Source organism: Microbacterium rhizophilum, from assembly GCF_039605615.1.
Classification (GTDB): Bacteria; Actinomycetota; Actinomycetes; order Actinomycetales; family Microbacteriaceae; genus Microbacterium; species Microbacterium rhizophilus.
In genome coordinates this window covers 611,795-628,543 of sequence record NZ_JBCNUN010000001.1, presented here as the reverse complement: position 1 = coordinate 628,543, position 16,749 = coordinate 611,795, and the positions used below count along the sequence as shown (strand labels likewise).

Genomic DNA, 16,749 nt, shown 5'->3' with positions numbered 1-16,749 from the left:
GGCGTAGACTCGGGCGCTATGAGCACCCCCCTCGACACCCCTGGCGACGGCGGCACGGCCCTTCTCGACCGCGAGCTCGAGAAGCTCCTCGAAGAGGAGAACATCGAGCCGGGCGATCACGAGCGCTTCTCGCACTACGTGAAGAAGGAGAAGATCCTCGAGTCGGCGCTCACCGGCAAGCCCGTGCGCGCCCTGTGCGGCAAGAAGTGGACGCCGGGGCGCGACCCGGAGAAGTTCCCGGTCTGCCCGACGTGCAAGGAGATCTACGAGTCGCTGAACTCGTAGTCAGCTGTCCCCGGCGTCGATGTAGACGGTCGGGATCGCCGGATCGGAGCGGCTGAGCGCGAGGGCGCGGATCGGCAGCTCCTCGCGGACGCGCAGGTGGTGCGCGCGCGCGGCCCTCACTCCCGCGGAGCCCTCGTGCTCCGCGACCGGCTCGCCGTCGATCACGAGCGGCACCTGCAGGTGACGCGCATCCGGGTACTCGGACGGCTCGGGGAGCTGCTCGAATCCGTCGGCGACCTCGATGAGCTCCTGCGTGGCGACGCCGTTCTCGAGCGTGCGGAACGCGCTCTTGCGTCCGCCCTGAGATCCCTTGCCCTCCGCGGTCTTGGAGACCGAGACCCAGCCGCCGTCGGAGCCCTGCCGCGCGACGAGCTTGTAGACCATGCCCGCCGTGGGGTGGCCGGATCCGGTGACGACCGACGTGCCGACGCCGTACGCGTCGACCGGAGAGGCCGCCAGTGCGGCGATCGCGTACTCGTCGAGGTCGCTTGTCACCGTGATCCGGGTGCCCGTCGCGCCCAGCTCGTCCAGCTGCTCGCGCACCGACGCCGCGACGGTCGGCAGGTCGCCCGAGTCGATCCGCACGCCGCCGAGGCCGGTGCCGGCGACGCGGACGGCCGTCTCCACGCCCCGCGCGATGTCGTAGGTGTCCACGAGCAGGGTCGTGTCGGTGCCCAGCGCCTCGATCTGCGCGCGGAAGGCGTCCTCCTCGCTGTCGTGCAGCAGAGTCCAGGCGTGCGCGGCGGTGCCCATGGTCGGGATGTCCCAGCGGCGCCCGGCCTCGAGGTTGCTGGTCGCGCCGAAGCCCGCGATGTACGCCATGCGCGCGGCGGCGACGGCCGACGACTCGCCCGCGCGCCGCGATCCCATCTCCGCCAGCGGACGGTCGCCCGCCGCGATGCTCATGCGCGTCGCGGCCGTCGCCACGGCGGAGTCGTGGTTGAGCACGCTCAGGGCGAGGGTCTCGAGGATCACGGCGTCGGCGAAGCGGCCCTCGACCGTCAGGATCGGCGAGCCGGGGAAGTACAGCTCGCCCTCGCGGTAGCCGGTCATGGATCCGCCGAAGCGGTAGTCCTCGAGGTATGCGACCGCCTCGGCGCTGACCATCTTCTCGTCGCGCAGGTAGCGCAGCTCGTCCTCGGCGAAGCGGAAGTCGCGCAGCAGCGCGAGCAGACGCCCGGTGCCTCCCACCACGCCGAAGCGGCGTCCGCCGGACAGGCGCCGGGCGAACAGCTCGAACACGCAGTGCCGCTGGGCGGTGCCGTCGCGCAGCGCGGCGTCGAGCATGGTGAGCTCGTAGCGGTCGGTCAACAGGGCCGTCGAGGCGCTCATATCCAAACCCTAGCTCGACGCAGGACCGGTGGTTCGCGGCCTGGCGCGGACGCCGCGGGTACGCTGGGTCATCATGAACGACGCGCCGATCGGGATCTTCGACTCCGGAGTCGGCGGGCTGACGGTGGCGCGGGCGATCGGCGATCAGCTGCCGCGCGAGTCGCTTCTCTACATCGGCGACACCGCGCACTCGCCCTACGGGCCGAAGCCCATCGCCGACGTGCGGCGCTACTCGCTCGAGGTGCTCGACACGCTCATGGACCAGGGCGTGAAGATGCTCGTGATCGCGTGCAATACGGCGTCGGCCGCGATGCTGCGCGACGCGCGCGAGCGCTACTCGGTGCCGGTGGTCGAGGTCATCGGCCCCGCGGTGCGCACCGCGATGTCGACGACCCGCAACGGCCGGATCGGCGTGATCGGCACCGTCGGGACGATCGGATCCGGCGCGTACCAGGACATGCTCGAGGTCAACCCGGGCATCCAGGTGTCGACCGCGGCGTGCCCGCGGTTCGTGGAGTTCGTCGAGGCGGGCGACACCGACTCGGCGGAGGTGCTCGCCGCCGCTGAGGACTACCTCGCGCCCCTGCGTCACGCCGGCGTCGACACCCTCGTGCTGGGCTGCACGCACTATCCGTTCCTCAAGGGCGCGATCAGCTACGTCATGGGCCCGGATGTCTCGCTCGTCTCGAGCGACTCCGAGACCGCCAAGGACGTCTACCGCCAGCTCGTCAGCCGCGACCTGCTCGCCGGCCCCCAGGCGACGCCGCGCCACGAGTACGAGGCGACGGGGGCGGCGACCGCCGACTTCATCGCGCTCGCCAACCGCCTGCTCGGCCGCGAGGTGCGCGACGTGCGCCTCGTCCGCACGGGCGCGATCGACCTGACCGCGCTGGACGCGCGATCCTGACCCGCTTCGATCCGAGCGGATCCGATCCGACCCGCTCCGACAGGAAAGAGACCCGATGACGACTCGCGCCGACGGCCGCACGCCCGACCAGCTCCGCCCCATCACGATCGAGCGCGGGTGGAGCAGCCAGGCCGAGGGCTCGGCGCTGATCAGCTTCGGCGGCACGAAGGTGCTGTGCACGGCGTCGTTCACGAACGGCGTGCCGCGCTGGCTCTCGGGCAAGGGCAAGGGCTGGATCACGGCGGAGTACGCGATGCTGCCGCGCGCCACGAACGACCGCAACGACCGCGAGAGCGTGAAGGGCCGCATCGGTGGACGCACGCATGAGATCTCGCGCCTGATCGGCCGGGCGCTGCGCGCCGTGGTCGACACCAAGGCGCTCGGCGAGAACACCATCGTGATCGACTGCGACGTGCTGCAGGCGGACGGCGGCACGCGCACGGCGGCCATCACGGGCGCCTACGTGGCGCTGGCCGACGCGATCGAGTGGGGCCGCGGGAAGAAGTTCATCGGCCAGAAGGCGCAGGTGCTGCGCGACTCCGTCGCCGCCGTGTCGGTGGGGATCATCGACGGCGTGCCGATGCTCGACCTGCCGTACGTCGAGGACGTGCGTGCGGAGACGGACATGAACGTCGTCGTGACGGGCGGCGGCAAGTTCGTCGAGGTCCAGGGCACCGCCGAGGGCGCGCCGTTCGACAAGGCCGAGCTCGACGCCCTGCTCGAGCTCGCGGTCGCCGGCGCCGCCGAGCTGCGCGTGCACCAGCTCGCCGCGCTCGACGAGCCCGCCGCGGGAGCCTGACCCGTGCCGCAGATCGTCCTTGCGACCCACAACGCCCACAAGGTCGCGGAGTTCCAGGCGATCGTGGCCCGCGTGCGCCCGGATCTCGAGGTCGTCTCGTACGACGGTCCGGAGCCGGTCGAGGACGGCACGACGTTCGCCGAGAACGCGCTGATCAAGGCGCGCGCCGCGGCGGCGCACACGGGCCTTCCCGCGCTCGCCGACGACTCGGGGATCTGCGTGGACGTGCTCGGCGGATCGCCCGGCGTGTTCTCGGCCTACTGGGCCGGGCACGCGAAGGACGACCGCGCGAACCTCGCGCTGCTGCTGGACCAGCTGTCGGATGTCCGCGATCCGCATCGGGGCGCGCACTACAACTCGACCATCGCGCTCGTGACCCCCGCGGGCGCCGAGCACACGGTGGAGGGCCTCTGGCCCGGCCGCCTCGCCGATGCGCCGCGCGGCGAGGGCGGCTTCGGCTACGACCCCGTCTTCGTCCCCGCGGAGCGGGACGGCGCGGATCGCGACGGCGGGGGGCGCACCGTGGCGGAGTGGACCGCCGACGAGAAGAACGCCGTCTCGCACCGGGCCCGCGCGTTCGTCGCGCTGGAGCCCCTACTCGCGACCCTCTAGGTGCCGCGGGTCAGTGCACGGCGGCGAGCAGGACGCCGACGCCGACGAACAGCGATCCGAACACGCGACCGAGGGCCTTCTGGCCCTTCTCGCTGCGGGTGAGTCGGGCGATCCCGCGCGCGGCGGTCGCGAAGAAGAACCACATCACGACGATGTCGATCACGACGACGGTCGCCGACAGCACCGCGTACTGCGTCAGCAGCGGCTGATCCGGACGGATGAACTGCGGCACGAACGCGAGGAAGAACACGATCGCCTTGGGGTTCGTGAGGTTCACCAGCAGCCCGCGCCGGAACATGGACCAGGCGCTCTCGCGCACCATCACCGCGGAGCCGTCCTCGGTCCCCTCCGTCGGGCGCGCGAGGAACTGCCGCACTCCGAGGTAGATCAGGTAGGCGGCGCCGACGTAGCGGATGACCTCGAACACGATCGGCGAGCTCGCGACCAGCACGCCCAGGCCCGCGGCGATGATCGCGATGTGCGCGACGAGGGCCACCTGCTGACCGAGAATGCCCCACAGCGAGCGGCGCCAGCCGGACGCGATCGAGTTCGCCATGGTGTTGACGGCACCCGCACCGGGCGTCAGGGAGATGACGACTCCGGCGCCGACGAGGGCCAGCCAGAGCGAGAGGGTCACGGCTCGATTGTACGAGCGAGGGGCGCCGCTGCCGCGCAGGCGGACGGTGCCGCGCATCGATCGAAGTGAGAACCGGACTCATTCCCGAGTTCGTGAAGGCGGCCGGACCGGGGCTTTCCCGCGCGTAGCCTGAGGGCATGCACGACCACGCGCACGGGATCCGGGAGGGCGACAGCCGTCGCCTGCTCGCCGTGTCGCTCGCGCTGACCGGCACGGTGCTCGTCGTTCAGGTGGTCGGCGCGATCCTGACCGGATCGCTCGCTCTCCTCGCGGATGCCGCGCACATGCTGATGGACGGCGCCGCGCTCGTGGTCGCGCTGATCGCGAGCGTCGTGGCCGCGCGGCCCGCGGACGACCGGCGCACCTACGGGTACCAGCGCGCGGAGGTGCTGGGTGCCCTCGTGAACGGCCTCGTGCTGCTGGGGCTGTGCGTGTGGATCGGGATCGAGGCGATCACGCGGATCGCGTCGCCCGCCGGCACCGAGGTGTCCGGCGGCTGGATGCTCGCCGTGGCCGCGGTCGGGCTCGCCGCGAACATGGTGGCGGCCTGGCTGCTGCGCCACGCGCAGAAGCACAGCATGAACGTGCGCGGCGCGTATCTCGAGGTGCTGGGCGACATGCTCGGATCGGTCGCGGTCATCGTGGCGGCCGTCGTGATCCTGGTCACCGGATGGACGCTCGCCGACGCGATCGCGTCCCTCCTGATCGCCGCGTTCATCGTGCCCCGCGCGATCGGCCTGCTGCGCGAGGTGTTCTCGGTGCTGTCCGAGTCGGCGCCGCAGGGGACGCGCGTCACGGAGATCCGGGAGCACCTGCGGGGCGCCCCGGGCGTGCGCGATGTCCACGACGTGCACGTGTGGCAGCTGACCCGCGGCGCTCCGGTGTTCACGGCGCACGTGGTGGTCGAGCACGACGTGCTCGAGCGGGGCGGATCCGCGGCGCTGCTGACCTCGCTGCAGGGCTGCCTGGCGGAGCACTTCGACGTCGCCCACTCGACCTTCCAGCTCGAGACCGTGGGCCACGAGGATCGCGACGCCGCGCACCACTGACCTTGCATCGCCGGGCCGAGACTGCATACCCCCGCCGAGACTGCACAGCTACACCGCAGTCTCGGCGGGGCGATGCTGTCTCACGACTCGCGGACCACGTCCCCGGGGGCCTTGTCGGGGCGCAGGCCGCGCCAGCGAGGGTGGCGCATGCTGCCGCCGGGCGTCCACTCCGAGAACTCGACCTCGCCCACCAGCTCGGGGCACACCCACAGCGCATCCCGCGCGTCCAGGGGCGGGACGCCGTGCAACGGAGACTCCTCGACGCGCAGCGGCTCCAGCTGCTGCGACAGCCGACCCAGCGCGCGCTCGCTGAAGCCCGTGCCCACGCGGCCCACGTAGCGGATGCCCTCCTCATCCGGGATGCCGAGCAGGAGCGAGCCGATGGATCCGGATCGCCCGCCCTTGCCCGGGCGGATGCCCGCGATCACGACCTCCTGCGTGCGCGTGAGCTTGAGCTTCAGCCAGCGCTCGGATCGGCCCGCGCGGTAGCGCGCATCCGGATCCTTCGCCATCACCCCCTCGAGGTCGTGCTCGCGCGCGATCGCGAGGGCCGCATCCAGGTCGTCGAACACGGGCGGGACGTCGATCGCCGCGCCCGCGCTCGCCGCGATGCGCTCGAGGACCTCGCGGCGCTCCGCGAGCGGGCGGCCCGTGAGGTCCTCGCCGTCGGCGGCCAGGACGTCGAAGAGGTACAGCCGCGCGGGTGTGCGGCGCGACTCGGCCGCGATCTCGGCCGACTTCGTCAGGTGCATCCGGTTCTGCAGCAGCGAGAAGCTCGGGCGCCCGCGCTCGTCGAGGGCGACGATCTCGCCGTCGACGATCGCGTCCGCGGCCGCGAACGTCGCCGCGCCCCGCCGCGTGAACTCGGGGTAGCGGGCGGTGATGTCGGTGCCGCGGCGCGCGAACAGGCGCAGCTCTCCGCCGGACCACACGCCGAGCGCGCGCACGCCGTCCCACTTCATCTCCGCCCAGGATCCGGCGCCCATCGCGCGGGCGAGCGCGGGGGTGCCGTTGGTGGCGAGCATGGGCTCGGGGACGGCGGTCGGTGCGGGCTTCGGCTCCGGGACGACGGTCGGAGATCCGCTCCTACCGACGACCGGAGACCCGACGACCGGAGACCCGACGGCCTCGTGCTGATCCTTCATGCGGTGCAGCAGCCACTGCGACTTCTCGCCCTCGCCGCTCGTGCGCAACAGGGCGAGGCGCACCGGCTCCCGGCGGCCGTGCAGCGTGAAGATGACCTCGTCCGCGCGCCACTTCTCGAGGGCGTACGTGCCGGTGTCCCAGATGTCCATGTGGCCGGCGCCGTATTCGCCCCGGGGGATGTCGCCCTCGAACGTCGCATACGCGAGCGGATGATCCTCGGTCTGCACCGCGAGATGGTTCCTCCCCGTGGTCTCGGGCACGCCCTTCGGCACGGCCCAGCTCGCGAGCACCCCGTCGCGCTCGAGCCGCAGGTCGTAGTGCAGGCGCCGCGCCTCGTGCCGCTGGATCACGAAACGCGCCTCCCCGCTCGCCGCGGGCGTGACGGATCCGCCCATCGGCTCGGGCGTCTTCGCCGCGTCGCGCTTGGCGACGTACGGCGCGAGCGCGGCATCCGGATCCGGCGCATCGACCGGGGCGAGGGGGTCGCCGATCCGCTCGACGCGCTCCAGCACCTCGTCGAACAGCAGGTGCCGCAGGTCCGGGTCGTCGAGCTCGTCCCACGTGCGGGGCGCGGCCACCCAGGGCCGCTCCCGGCCGCGCAGCGAGTACGGCGCGATCGTGGTCTTCTTGCCGTTGTTCTGGCTCCAGTCCACCAGCACGCGGCCCGGGCGCACCGACTTGCTCATCGAGCTGACCACGAGATCCGGTTGATCGGCCTCGAGCGCCTGCGCGAGCGCCTTCGCGACCGCCGAGACCTGGGCGCTGGTCTGCGAGCCGGGCAGGCGCGCGTAGAGGTGGATGCCCTTGCTGCCGCTCGTGACGGGCAGCGGATCGAGCCCCATGTCCGTCAGGATCGCCCGCGCCCGGCGCGCCACCTCCGCGCACTGCGCGAGGCCCACGCCGGGACCCGGATCCAGGTCCAGCACGAGGCGATCGGGATTGCCGGGAGATCCGTCCGGCGCGAACCGCCACTGCGGCACGTGCAGCTCGAGGCTCGCGACCTGCGCCAGGTAGGCGAGCGCGGCGACGTCCTCGACCAGCGGATACGCCTTCGGCCCGGTGGAGTGCCGGATCTCCTGGCGCCGGATCCAGTCGGGCGCGCCGCGCTCGAGATCCTTCGCGAAGAAGGACGGGAGAGGATCCCGTGCGGTGCCGACGCCCTCGACCCAGCGCTTGCGGGTCACCGGGCGGCCCGCCACGTGGGGGAGCAGGACGGGCGCGATGCGCGTGACGTAGTCGATCACCTCGCCCTTGGTCGTGCCGGTCTCGGGGTACAGCACCTTGTCGAGGTTCGTGATGCGCAGTCGACGGTCGCCGATCCGCACCATCTGCTCGCCTGCCATGTGCTCAGCGTATTCAGCCGGTCGGCCCCGGAATCAAGCCCCTGGCCGTGACGGGTGTGACAGGTGTTCACTGTTGTCATGAGATCGATCTGGAAGGGCGCGCTGACGTTCGGGCTCGTGAACGTCCCCGTCAAGGTGTACGCCGCGACCGAGGATCACGACGTCAGCCTGCACCAGGTGCACAACGCGGACGGCGGTCGGATCCGGTACCAGCGCCGCTGCGAGGTGTGCGGCGAGATCGTGGCGTACTCGGACATCGACCGCGCCTACGACGACGGCGACCGCACCGTCGTGCTGACGGACGAGGACCTGAAGTCGCTGCCCTCGGAGCGCAGCCGCGAGATCGACGTGGTGGAGTTCGTCCCGAGCGACCAGGTCGATCCGATCACGTACGACAAGTCGTATTTCCTCGAGCCGGACTCGGCCTCGCCCAAGGCGTACGTGCTGCTGCGCCGGACGCTCGAGCAGACCGACCGCACGGCGATCGTGCGGTTCTCGCTGCGCCAGAAGACGCGGCTCGCGGCGCTGCGCGTGCGCGGCGACGTGCTCATGCTGCAGACGCTGCTGTGGGCCGACGAGGTGCGCGAGGCGTCCTTCCCGTCCCTGAACGAGTCGGTGCGGATCTCCGGCAAGGAGCTGGAGCTGTCGGCCAGCCTCGTGGAGAGCTTCTCGAGCGACTTCGATCCGGACGAGTTCGTGGACGAGTACCAGAAGGAGCTCAAGACGCTCATCGCGGCCAAGCTTGAGAAGGGCGACGCGATCGACACGGATGCGACCTTCGGCGAGCAGGAGGAGGAGGGCGGCGAGGTCATCGACCTGATGGCCGCCCTGCGCGCGAGCGTCGAGCGCTCCCGCGCGTCGCGCGGCAAGAGCGACGACGCCGGCGAGGCGGAGCCGGAGGCAGAGCCCGAGAAGCCGAAGCGGAAGCGGTCGACGAAGAAGGCGTCCTGATCCGGGTCAGAACCGGATGTCGGGCTTGCCGTCGCCGTCGACATCGGCGCCGCGCTCGAACACCTCGGGTTCGAGCACGAGCTCCTCGACGGGCGGCGGCGAGACGCGGTGCGCCTTGCGGCGCTCGGCGAGGTAGTGCCACAGCGTGATGATCGCGGTGCCGGCGACCGCGACGATCAGGATCACGTCGATGTACTCGGTGACGAGGTCGCGTACGAAGGGGATGTACGCGATCACGTAGCCCACCATCGTGAGGCCGAAGCCCCACAGCAGCGCGCCGATGAGGTTGTAGAGCGAGTACTTCTTCCACGGCATGTGGCCGACGCCCGCCGCGACGGGCGCGAACGTGCGCACGACGGGCACGAATCGCGCGAGCACGATCGTGATGCCGCCGAACCGCTCGAAGAACGCATTCGTGCGCTCCACGTTCTTGGTGCTGAACAGGCCCGATTCTCGTCGTTCGAACACCGCGGGGCCGCCCTTGTGGCCGATCAGATAACCGGCCTCTCCGCCGATGAATGCCGCCAGGGCGATCAGGCCGCTCACGACCCAGATGTTCATGTGGAAGACGTCGTTGGTGTGGGTGAGCAGGCCCGAGATGATCAGCAGCGTGTCGCCCGGCAGCAGGAATCCGACGAGCAGGCCCGTCTCCGAGAAGACGATGAGGCAGACCACGAGCAGGGCCCAGGGCCCGGCCGCGTCGATGATGGCCTGAGGATCCAGCCAGGGGAGGAGGGCGAGGGGTCGCACCGGTGATCCTGTCTTCGATTACTGCTGCTGCGGGGGGAGGTCACTGCGGAGGAGGGTGCGGAAGGTGGGACTCGAACCCACACGCCGTGAGGCACAGGAACCTAAATCCTGCGTGTCTGCCGATTCCACCACTCCCGCGAAGTGCGATCAGTCTACTTATTCGTGCGGACGTTCCCGGCGACGGATGACCCTCCCATGTCCGCGGGTTCTCCCAGTTGTGGATAACTTCCCTGGCCGCCCCGCTGCGCTTGTCATCATGACCGGGTGACGCAGCTTTATCCGGATCGGGGGCTCCCGACGACCTCCCTCGTCGATCGGGTGCGCGAGCGGCTGCGGGCCGACCGCACCGATCCCACGGCCGAGCCCGACGCTGTGGCCCGCCTGGCGCAGGCCGAGGTGCGTCGCCACAACGATGTGGCGCTCGCGCGCGGCGCCGCCCCGATCGACGACGAGGCGGCCCGGGTGCGCGAGGTGTTGGCCGCCGTCACCGGATACGGGCCGCTTCAGCCTTACCTCGACGACCCCGAGATCGAGGAGCTGTGGATCAACGCCCCGGACAAGGTGTTCGTGGCCCGCGGCGGGGTGTCCGAGCGCGTGCCGGTGCAGCTGACGGACACGACCGTGAGGGATCTCGTGGAGCGGATGCTGCACTCCACGGGACGCCGTGTGGACCTCAGCCAGCCGTTCGTGGACGCGTCGCTTCCGGACGGCTCCCGCCTGCACGTCGTGATCGGCGGGATCGCGCGCCGGCACTGGGCCGTCAACATCCGGAAGTTCGTGGCGGGCTATCGATCGCTCGACCGCCTGGTGGCGCTGGGGTCGCTGACGCCGGGAGCCGCCGATCTGCTGCGCGCCGCGATGCGCGACGGGCGCAGCGTGCTCGTGAGCGGCGCGACGCACGCGGGCAAGACGACGCTGCTCGGCGCCCTGGTCGGCGCGAGCCCCGCCGGGCACCGGATCGTCACCGTGGAGGAGACGTTCGAGCTCGGCGTCGACGCCGCCGACCTCGTCGCGATGCAGGGCCGCCAGCCGAGCCTCGAGGGCACGGGCGAGATCACGCTGCGGCGCCTGGTCAAGGAGGCGCTGCGCATGCGGCCCGACCGGCTGGTCGTCGGAGAGGTGCGCGACGCCGAGGCGCTGGATCTGCTGCTGGCGCTGAACACGGGCGTGCCGGGCGCCGCCACGATCCACGCGAACTCCGCCGTCGACGCGCTGGGCCGCCTCGCGGCCCTGCCGCTGCTGGCCGGGCGGAACATCGACCGCGGCTTCGTGCTGCACGCCGTGGCGACGAGCGTCGACCTCGTGGTGCACTGCGAGCGCACGGACGACGGCTTCCGCCGCGTCGCCGAGATCATCGAGCCGACCGGCCGGATCGCGGGAGAGCTGCCCGAGGTGCGATCGGTGTACCGGGCGCCGGGAGCGGGGTGGACCGCATGACGGTGCTGTGGGGCGCGATGCTCGGCGGCGGGCTGGTGCTGATCCTGTCCCCGTGGCTGTGGCCGGCTCGCACGACCAAGCGCGTGCGGCCGAGGCGCGAGGGGGCGCTCACGCGGCTGCTCGCCGGAGCGGGGCTCTCGCACGTGTCCGAGCGGGTCGTGCTGCTCGCCGGCGCCGTGTGCGCGCTGGTGTGCGCCGCGGTCGCGTGGCTCGGGACGGGCGTCGGCACGCTCGCGCTGCTGGGCCTCATCGCGGGCGCCGCCGCGCCCGTCGTGTGGCTGCGCGCGCGGCGGTCGCGGCTGATCCGGGCCCGACGGGCGCTGTGGCCCGACGTGTGCGACCTCCTGATCGCCTCGGTGCGCGCGGGCATGTCGCTGCCCGATGCGATCGCGAGCCTGTCGGTCTCGGCGCCGCCGGCCCTGCGCGCGGCCTTCGCGCGCTTCGACCGCGACATGACCGCGTCGGGGCACTTCGATTCGAGCGCCGACCGTCTGAAGACCGCGCTGGCCGACCCCATGGCGGATCGGATCGTGGAGACCATGCGGATGGCGCGACAGGTGGGCGGCACCGAGCTGGTGCCGGTGCTGCGCGCGCTGTCGGCCTCGGTGCGCGCGGATGCCGCGCTGCGTGCGGAGGTCGAGTCGCGCCAGTCCTGGACCAAGGGCGCCGCGGTGCTCGGCGTCGTCGCGCCGTGGGCGATCCTCGCCCTGCTCGCGCTGCGCCCCGAGGGCGCCGAGGCGTACTCGAGTCCCGAGGGGATGCTGCTCGTCATCGTCGGCGCGGCGGTGTCCCTGGTCGCGTATCGCGTCATGATCCGGATCGGCCGTCTCCCCGAGCCGCGGAGGTGGTTCGCGTGACGTGGGCGACCGACGCGGCGCTCGCGGTGCTGCTCGGCGGCGGGCTGGGCGGCGGCATCTGCCTGCTGCTCGTGCTCGTCCCCCGGATCGGCGCGCCATCGGTGTCGCGCCGCATCGCGCCGTACATCCGCGAGGTCACCGATCCCGCCGGCACCACCGCGTGGGAGCTCATCGGACGGGCCGGGGCCGCCGGCGCCCTGGGGTGGTCGTCGGCGCTGGAGCGCGTCGCGACGTGGGTGGTGCGCGTCGTCGGCGCGCCCGACTCCCTCGCGCTGCGGCTCGCGCAGGCGGGGAGGGACCAGGATCCGGCGGCCTTCCGCGCCCGCCAGCTCGCTTGGGGTGTGGCCGGGCTCGTCGTGGGGGCGCTCGCCGTGGTGGTGCTCGCGCTCGCCGGAGCCTTCACCGGCCCGGCGCTGCTGCTGCCGGTCGCGGCCGGCGTCGGCGCGGTCGTGGTGTGCGACGTGCTGCTCACCGGGCAGGCGAAGGCCCGCACGGCCCGCATCGCCGACGAGCTGCCGACCGTGCTGGAGTTCCTCGCGCTCTGCCTCGCCGCCGGGGAGGGCATCCTCGACAGCCTGCGCCGGGTCGGATCCGTGGGCTCCGGAGAGCTGACGGCCGAGCTGCGCGTGGTGGTGCTCGACGTCGGGACAGGATCGAGCCTGCCGGACGCGCTCACGGCGATGTCGCGCCGCCTGCAGGTGCCCGCGCTCGCGCGCGCCGTCGAGCACACGGTCGCCGCACTGGATCGCGGCGCGCCGCTCGCGCAGGCCCTGCAGGCGCAGGCGACCGACGCCCGGGAGGACGCCAAGCGCGCGCTGATCGAGACGGCCGGGCGCAAGGAGATCCTGATGCTCCTGCCGCTCGTGTTCGGACTCCTGCCGCTGAGCGTGCTGTTCGCGGTCTTCCCCGGCGTGTTCATGCTGCGCCTCGGGATCGGCTGACGGACCAGACGGGCAGAGCGGCCGGACGACACAGACACAGACCACCGAGAGAGGACCGAGACATGGAACGACTGACCGAGGCGCTGACACAGCGCGCCCGCACCGCATGGGGCGACCTGACGGACGAGGAACGCGGCGACGTTCCCGGCTGGGTGCTGATCACGCTGATGACCGCGGGCCTGGTCGTCCTGATCTGGGCGCTGGCGGGACCCGCGCTCGAGGGCCTGTTCCAGCAGGCGATCGACCGGGTCACCGGCGGCCTGGCCTGACCGTGCGGCCCGCGGCCATGCGGCTCCCGGATGACGAGCGCGGCTCGAGTCCGGCGGAGTTCGTGCTCGTCGGCGGGCTGCTGACCCTCCTGACCCTCGGCGTCCTGCAGCTGGGGCTCGCGGTGTACGTCCGGAACGTGGTCCACGACGCCGCGGTGGAGGGCGCGCACCACGCGGCGCTCGCCGACTCCGGCCGGGCGGAGGGAGTGACGCGGACGCGCACGGTGATCCAGCGGGCCGTGGGCGCGGAGTACGCCGACGACATCACGGCGGCGTACACGACGACCGGGGGAGCCTCCTCGGTCACGGTGACCGTCCGCACCGTGCTGCCGATCGTCGGACTCGCCGGCGTGCCGGCGGCGATGGAGGTGAGCGCCAGTGCCCCGCTCGAGTCGCTTCCGTGACGCGCCGACCCGGGTGCGGACCGCGGTCGGCGACGACGCGGGTTCCGCGGCGCTGGAGTTCCTCTCGGTCGGGGTGCTGATGCTCGTCCCCCTCGCGTATCTCGTGCTCGCGCTCGGGCAGATCCAGGCGCAGTCCCTGGGCGTCGAGGCCGGAGCCCGGTTCGCCGCGCGCACGATCGCCGGGGGACAGGGCGATCCGGATGCAGTGCTCGCCTCGGTGACGCGGCAGTACGGGATCGAGGCGTTCGACGCCGACGTGACGTGCGTGCCCGCGGCGGCGTCGTGCCCGGAGCCGGGCGCCACGATCCAGGTGACGGTCACCGCCCGCGTGCCGCTGCCGCTCATGCCGCCGCTGCTCGGCCTCGACCGGATGACCAGCGTGCCGGTGCAGGCGGTCGCGGTGCACAAGGTGTCGCGATACTGGCAGGCCCGATGAGGCGCGACCTGTCGGCAGTCGACGTCGACGACGAGGGCAGCATTCTGCCGCTCGTGCTCGGATACGCCGTGCTCGCCATCGCGGTGATCCTCGTATGCGTCGACGCCACCTCCCTGTATCTGGCGCAGAAGCGGCTCGACGCGCTCGCCGATGCGGCCGCGCTCGCCGCATCCGACGGCTTCAGCCTGACGATCGAGGGCGACGAACCCCGCGCTCGGCTCGACGAGGAGCGGCTGCGCGTCCAGGCGCAGGCGATCGTCGAGGCGGCTCCCGGCGATCCGCAGCTCGTCGCGGCCGCATCGGATGACCTCGTCTCGGTGCGCGTGACCGTGGCGGCTGCCTGGCACCCTCCGGTGCTCGCGCCGTTCGTTCCCGACGGCGTCTCGCTGCGGGCGAGCGCGACGAGCCGGAACGCGCTCGACTGATCGGCCGTCAGGCGTGCCGGTGCAGGGCGAGCACTGTGAGGTCGTCCTCGGGAGCGCCTTCGACCGCTCGCGCGACCACGGCCTCCACGACCTCGGCCGCGGATCCGCCGCGCGGCAGCTCCGACCACACGTCGGCGAGGTCCTCGAGCGAGCCGCCCACTGCGTCGAGGACGCCGTCGCTGACCACCAGCAGGGTCTCACCCGGACGGATCTGCTCGGTGGCGTAGGTCCGCTCCTCGTCGGGCACGATGCCCAGCGGCAGCCCGTTGGCGGGGAGACGACGCGCGCTGCCGTCGCGGGTCAGCACGGCGGCCAGGCCATGGCCCGCGTCGATGTAGGTGACGGCGCCGGTCGGCGTGTGCACGAAGGAGCGGAACAGTGTGACGAATGCGCCCGCGTTGTCCAGGTCCCGCGCGATGCTGCGCTCCGCTTCGACCAGCGGCTGCACGACGTCGGCATCGGGGCCGTGGGCGCCCAGAAGCGAGCGCGTGGTCGCGGCGAGGATCGCGGCGCCCATGCCCTTGCCCATGACGTCGGCGAGTGTCAGCACGATTCCGTCCTGCACCGTGTGCCAGTCGTAGAAGTCGCCGCCGACGCTCCCCGCGGGCACGAAGCGCGCCGCCAGGTCGTAGCCGGGCAGATCCGGGAGCTCCGTCGGGAGGAGACCCTCCTGCACCTGGGCGGCTCGCCGCAGCTCCCGACGGCCTGCGGTGACGTCGCGCATCACGAGCACCGCGCCCTCCGCGGGGGCGGGCAGCCGCGCGGCCGTGAACGTGACGATCCGCTCGTCGTCGGTGCCTCCCGGATACACCAGGAAGTCGCGCTGGTCCGGGCCGGACTCCGGGATGGAGTCGAACAGCACGCGCAGATCCGGCAGCGGCCCGCCGTCGAGCTCGCGCACCCACATCATGTCGTCGACCCCGTCGGCGCCCGGGGCATCCGCGGCGGCCCCCAGCAGCAGGCGCCGTGCCGAGTGGTTGCGCAGGATCGTGTTGCCCTCGGGATCGACGACCCGCACGCCCTCGGACATGCTGTCGATGATCGTCTCGAGCAGCTTCGCCTGCGCCTCCGCGTCGCGGCGGGACCTCGACACCGCCGTCACGAGCGCCTCGCGCTCGTCTCGCTCGGCCGCCAGCGCGAGCCCGATCACGACCATCAGCGCGATGTAGACGTGCGCGGTCGCGATCTGGAACGACGGCAGGCCGACGTCGTCGAAGGGGCCGGTGCCGTCGATCGTGGTCGCGATGATGACCGTCGTGACGAGTGCGCCCTGCAGCGTGACGATGCCGGTCGGGAGCCGGGCCCCGGACCAGCAGGCGAGGGCCAGCAGCGGGAACACGACGTTCAGGTGGTCGAGCTCGGTGAACCAGTACCAGTAGATGGCGGGGCAGAGCAGCAGCAGGACGAACCACTCGATCGGATGCGCGCGCACCGACCAGCCGACCGCGGAGAACCGTCGCAGCGGCTCACGCGCCACGCGGCGACGGACCCACTCCATGATCGTGAAACCGAGCGGGGCGATCACCAGGATGCTGACGATGTTGCGTGCGCACCACAGCAGCAGGATGTCCCAGCCCCAGTCGCGACCGAGCAGGAGCGACTCGGTCTCCAGCAGCGGAGCCGAGACCGCGGGACCCGCGGCGGCGGCCGCGATGAACGACCACAGCTCTCGGCGCCCCTGGAGCCGGCCCCCCCGGTTGCGCCACACCTCGGGGCAGAGCCAGCGGATGACGGCCGCGCACACGAGCGACTGCACCGCCGCCGCGGCGCCTGCGGCGGCCGCGGTGATCCCGTTGCCGCCCGTCACCAGCACGGACAGCGCGGTGAGCACGCCGATCAGCGTGTGGTCGAGGAACGCCCACGGGCGGCCGGCGCGGGCGAGGACCCAGACGACGGACACGCCGGCCGCGGGCCACGTCATGCTGATGCCGGTGTCCGGCAGGACCGTCAGGCGGCCGAGGAAGGCGGCGATCGCGTAGACGACGGTGTAGACCGCGATCTGCATCGCGTCCCCGGACTCGAGCCGCCGGGAAGGCGTCACCCTGCCGTGGGTCGCCGGACCGTCTGCCACGTCCACCTCCGTCAGGTCGCGCTGTCGCATGTCGTTCGCGGTATGCAGGCCGTCCCAGCCGAGAGTACCTGCTGCTGGGCGCAGGATCCGCAGGGGTG

General features: G+C 72.2%; 18 protein-coding genes and 1 tRNA gene. 13 read left to right on the top strand and 6 right to left on the bottom strand.

Annotation, left to right across the window (positions count from 1 at the left end):
* Positions 1-18 precede the first annotated feature (18 nt).
* Positions 19-285 carry a DUF3039 domain-containing protein gene (locus AAD528_RS03170; protein WP_055991854.1) on the top strand — a complete coding sequence of 89 codons (267 nt, stop codon included), beginning with the start codon at positions 19-21 and terminating at the stop codon, positions 283-285.
* On the opposite strand, the gene AAD528_RS03165 is transcribed toward AAD528_RS03170, so the two are convergent.
* Complete coding sequence (locus AAD528_RS03165; RefSeq protein ID WP_345750568.1) at positions 286-1,617, bottom strand: nicotinate phosphoribosyltransferase; 1,332 nt, start codon at positions 1,615-1,617, stop codon at positions 286-288.
* 73 nt (positions 1,618-1,690) lie between these two features.
* On the opposite strand from AAD528_RS03165, the gene murI reads away from it, so the two are divergent.
* From murI to rdgB, 3 genes are read left to right on the top strand one after another with little or no spacing between them, the layout of a single operon-like run.
* Positions 1,691-2,524 carry a glutamate racemase gene (murI, locus tag AAD528_RS03160; RefSeq protein ID WP_345750567.1) on the top strand — a complete coding sequence of 278 codons (834 nt, stop codon included), beginning with the start codon at positions 1,691-1,693 and terminating at the stop codon, positions 2,522-2,524.
* Positions 2,525-2,579: 55 nt separating this feature from the next.
* Positions 2,580-3,323, top strand: coding sequence for a ribonuclease PH (gene rph, locus AAD528_RS03155; protein ID WP_345750566.1), 744 nt, complete (start codon positions 2,580-2,582; stop codon positions 3,321-3,323).
* Positions 3,324-3,326: 3 nt separating this feature from the next.
* A complete protein-coding gene (gene rdgB, locus AAD528_RS03150) occupies positions 3,327-3,935 on the top strand; it encodes an RdgB/HAM1 family non-canonical purine NTP pyrophosphatase (RefSeq protein WP_345750565.1) in 609 nt (202 codons plus the stop codon).
* Between the two features lie 10 nt (positions 3,936-3,945).
* Here rdgB and AAD528_RS03145 read toward each other — a convergent pair whose 3' ends face one another.
* The gene (locus AAD528_RS03145) at positions 3,946-4,572 is read right to left on the bottom strand and encodes a LysE family transporter (RefSeq protein WP_345750564.1); all 627 of its coding nucleotides are present in this window, start codon (positions 4,570-4,572) and stop codon (positions 3,946-3,948) included.
* 137 nt (positions 4,573-4,709) lie between these two features.
* Here AAD528_RS03145 and AAD528_RS03140 point away from each other — a divergent pair, with 137 nt between their 5' ends.
* Positions 4,710-5,621 (top strand): cation diffusion facilitator family transporter, encoded by a 912-nt coding sequence (locus AAD528_RS03140; RefSeq protein WP_345750563.1) that lies wholly within the window; start codon positions 4,710-4,712, stop codon positions 5,619-5,621.
* Between the two features lie 80 nt (positions 5,622-5,701).
* On the opposite strand, the gene AAD528_RS03135 is transcribed toward AAD528_RS03140, so the two are convergent.
* On the bottom strand, positions 5,702-8,110 hold the full coding sequence (locus AAD528_RS03135) for an ATP-dependent DNA ligase (RefSeq protein WP_345750562.1): 2,409 nt from the start codon (positions 8,108-8,110) through the stop codon (positions 5,702-5,704).
* 78 nt (positions 8,111-8,188) lie between these two features.
* Here AAD528_RS03135 and ku point away from each other — a divergent pair, with 78 nt between their 5' ends.
* On the top strand, positions 8,189-9,061 hold the full coding sequence (gene ku, locus AAD528_RS03130; protein ID WP_345750561.1) for a non-homologous end joining protein Ku: 873 nt from the start codon (positions 8,189-8,191) through the stop codon (positions 9,059-9,061).
* A 6-nt stretch (positions 9,062-9,067) separates the two neighbouring features.
* Here ku and AAD528_RS03125 read toward each other — a convergent pair whose 3' ends face one another.
* Positions 9,068-9,811 carry a DedA family protein gene (locus AAD528_RS03125; protein WP_345750560.1) on the bottom strand — a complete coding sequence of 248 codons (744 nt, stop codon included), beginning with the start codon at positions 9,809-9,811 and terminating at the stop codon, positions 9,068-9,070.
* Positions 9,812-9,867: 56 nt separating this feature from the next.
* Positions 9,868-9,949, bottom strand: a tRNA-Leu gene (locus AAD528_RS03120).
* Positions 9,950-10,075: 126 nt separating this feature from the next.
* Here AAD528_RS03120 and AAD528_RS03115 point away from each other — a divergent pair.
* The 7 genes from AAD528_RS03115 to AAD528_RS03085 all read left to right on the top strand — a co-directional run bounded on the left by AAD528_RS03115 (position 10,076) and on the right by AAD528_RS03085 (position 14,580).
* Positions 10,076-11,248, top strand: coding sequence for a TadA family conjugal transfer-associated ATPase (locus AAD528_RS03115; protein WP_345750559.1), 1,173 nt, complete (start codon positions 10,076-10,078; stop codon positions 11,246-11,248).
* The gene (locus AAD528_RS03110; protein ID WP_345750753.1) at positions 11,245-12,105 is read left to right on the top strand and encodes a type II secretion system F family protein; all 861 of its coding nucleotides are present in this window, start codon (positions 11,245-11,247) and stop codon (positions 12,103-12,105) included. Before AAD528_RS03115 ends, AAD528_RS03110 begins: the two co-directional genes overlap by 4 nt.
* A complete protein-coding gene (locus tag AAD528_RS03105) occupies positions 12,102-13,046 on the top strand; it encodes a type II secretion system F family protein (protein ID WP_345750558.1) in 945 nt (314 codons plus the stop codon). The genes AAD528_RS03110 and AAD528_RS03105 overlap by 4 nt, the downstream gene beginning before the upstream one ends.
* 62 nt (positions 13,047-13,108) lie before the next feature.
* Entirely contained in the window at positions 13,109-13,315 is a 207-nt protein-coding gene (locus AAD528_RS03100) for a hypothetical protein (RefSeq protein WP_345750557.1), read from the top strand.
* A 17-nt stretch (positions 13,316-13,332) separates the two neighbouring features.
* Positions 13,333-13,719 carry a TadE/TadG family type IV pilus assembly protein gene (locus AAD528_RS03095; RefSeq protein WP_345750556.1) on the top strand — a complete coding sequence of 129 codons (387 nt, stop codon included), beginning with the start codon at positions 13,333-13,335 and terminating at the stop codon, positions 13,717-13,719.
* Positions 13,694-14,155: a TadE family protein gene (locus AAD528_RS03090; protein WP_345750555.1), complete on the top strand. Its 462-nt coding sequence runs from the start codon at positions 13,694-13,696 to the stop codon at positions 14,153-14,155. Before AAD528_RS03095 ends, AAD528_RS03090 begins: the two co-directional genes overlap by 26 nt.
* Positions 14,152-14,580: a pilus assembly protein TadG-related protein gene (locus AAD528_RS03085; protein ID WP_345750554.1), complete on the top strand. Its 429-nt coding sequence runs from the start codon at positions 14,152-14,154 to the stop codon at positions 14,578-14,580. Before AAD528_RS03090 ends, AAD528_RS03085 begins: the two co-directional genes overlap by 4 nt.
* A 7-nt stretch (positions 14,581-14,587) precedes the next feature.
* On the opposite strand, the gene AAD528_RS03080 is transcribed toward AAD528_RS03085, so the two are convergent.
* Positions 14,588-16,681 (bottom strand): SpoIIE family protein phosphatase, encoded by a 2,094-nt coding sequence (locus AAD528_RS03080; protein WP_345750553.1) that lies wholly within the window; start codon positions 16,679-16,681, stop codon positions 14,588-14,590.
* Positions 16,682-16,749 lie beyond the last annotated feature (68 nt).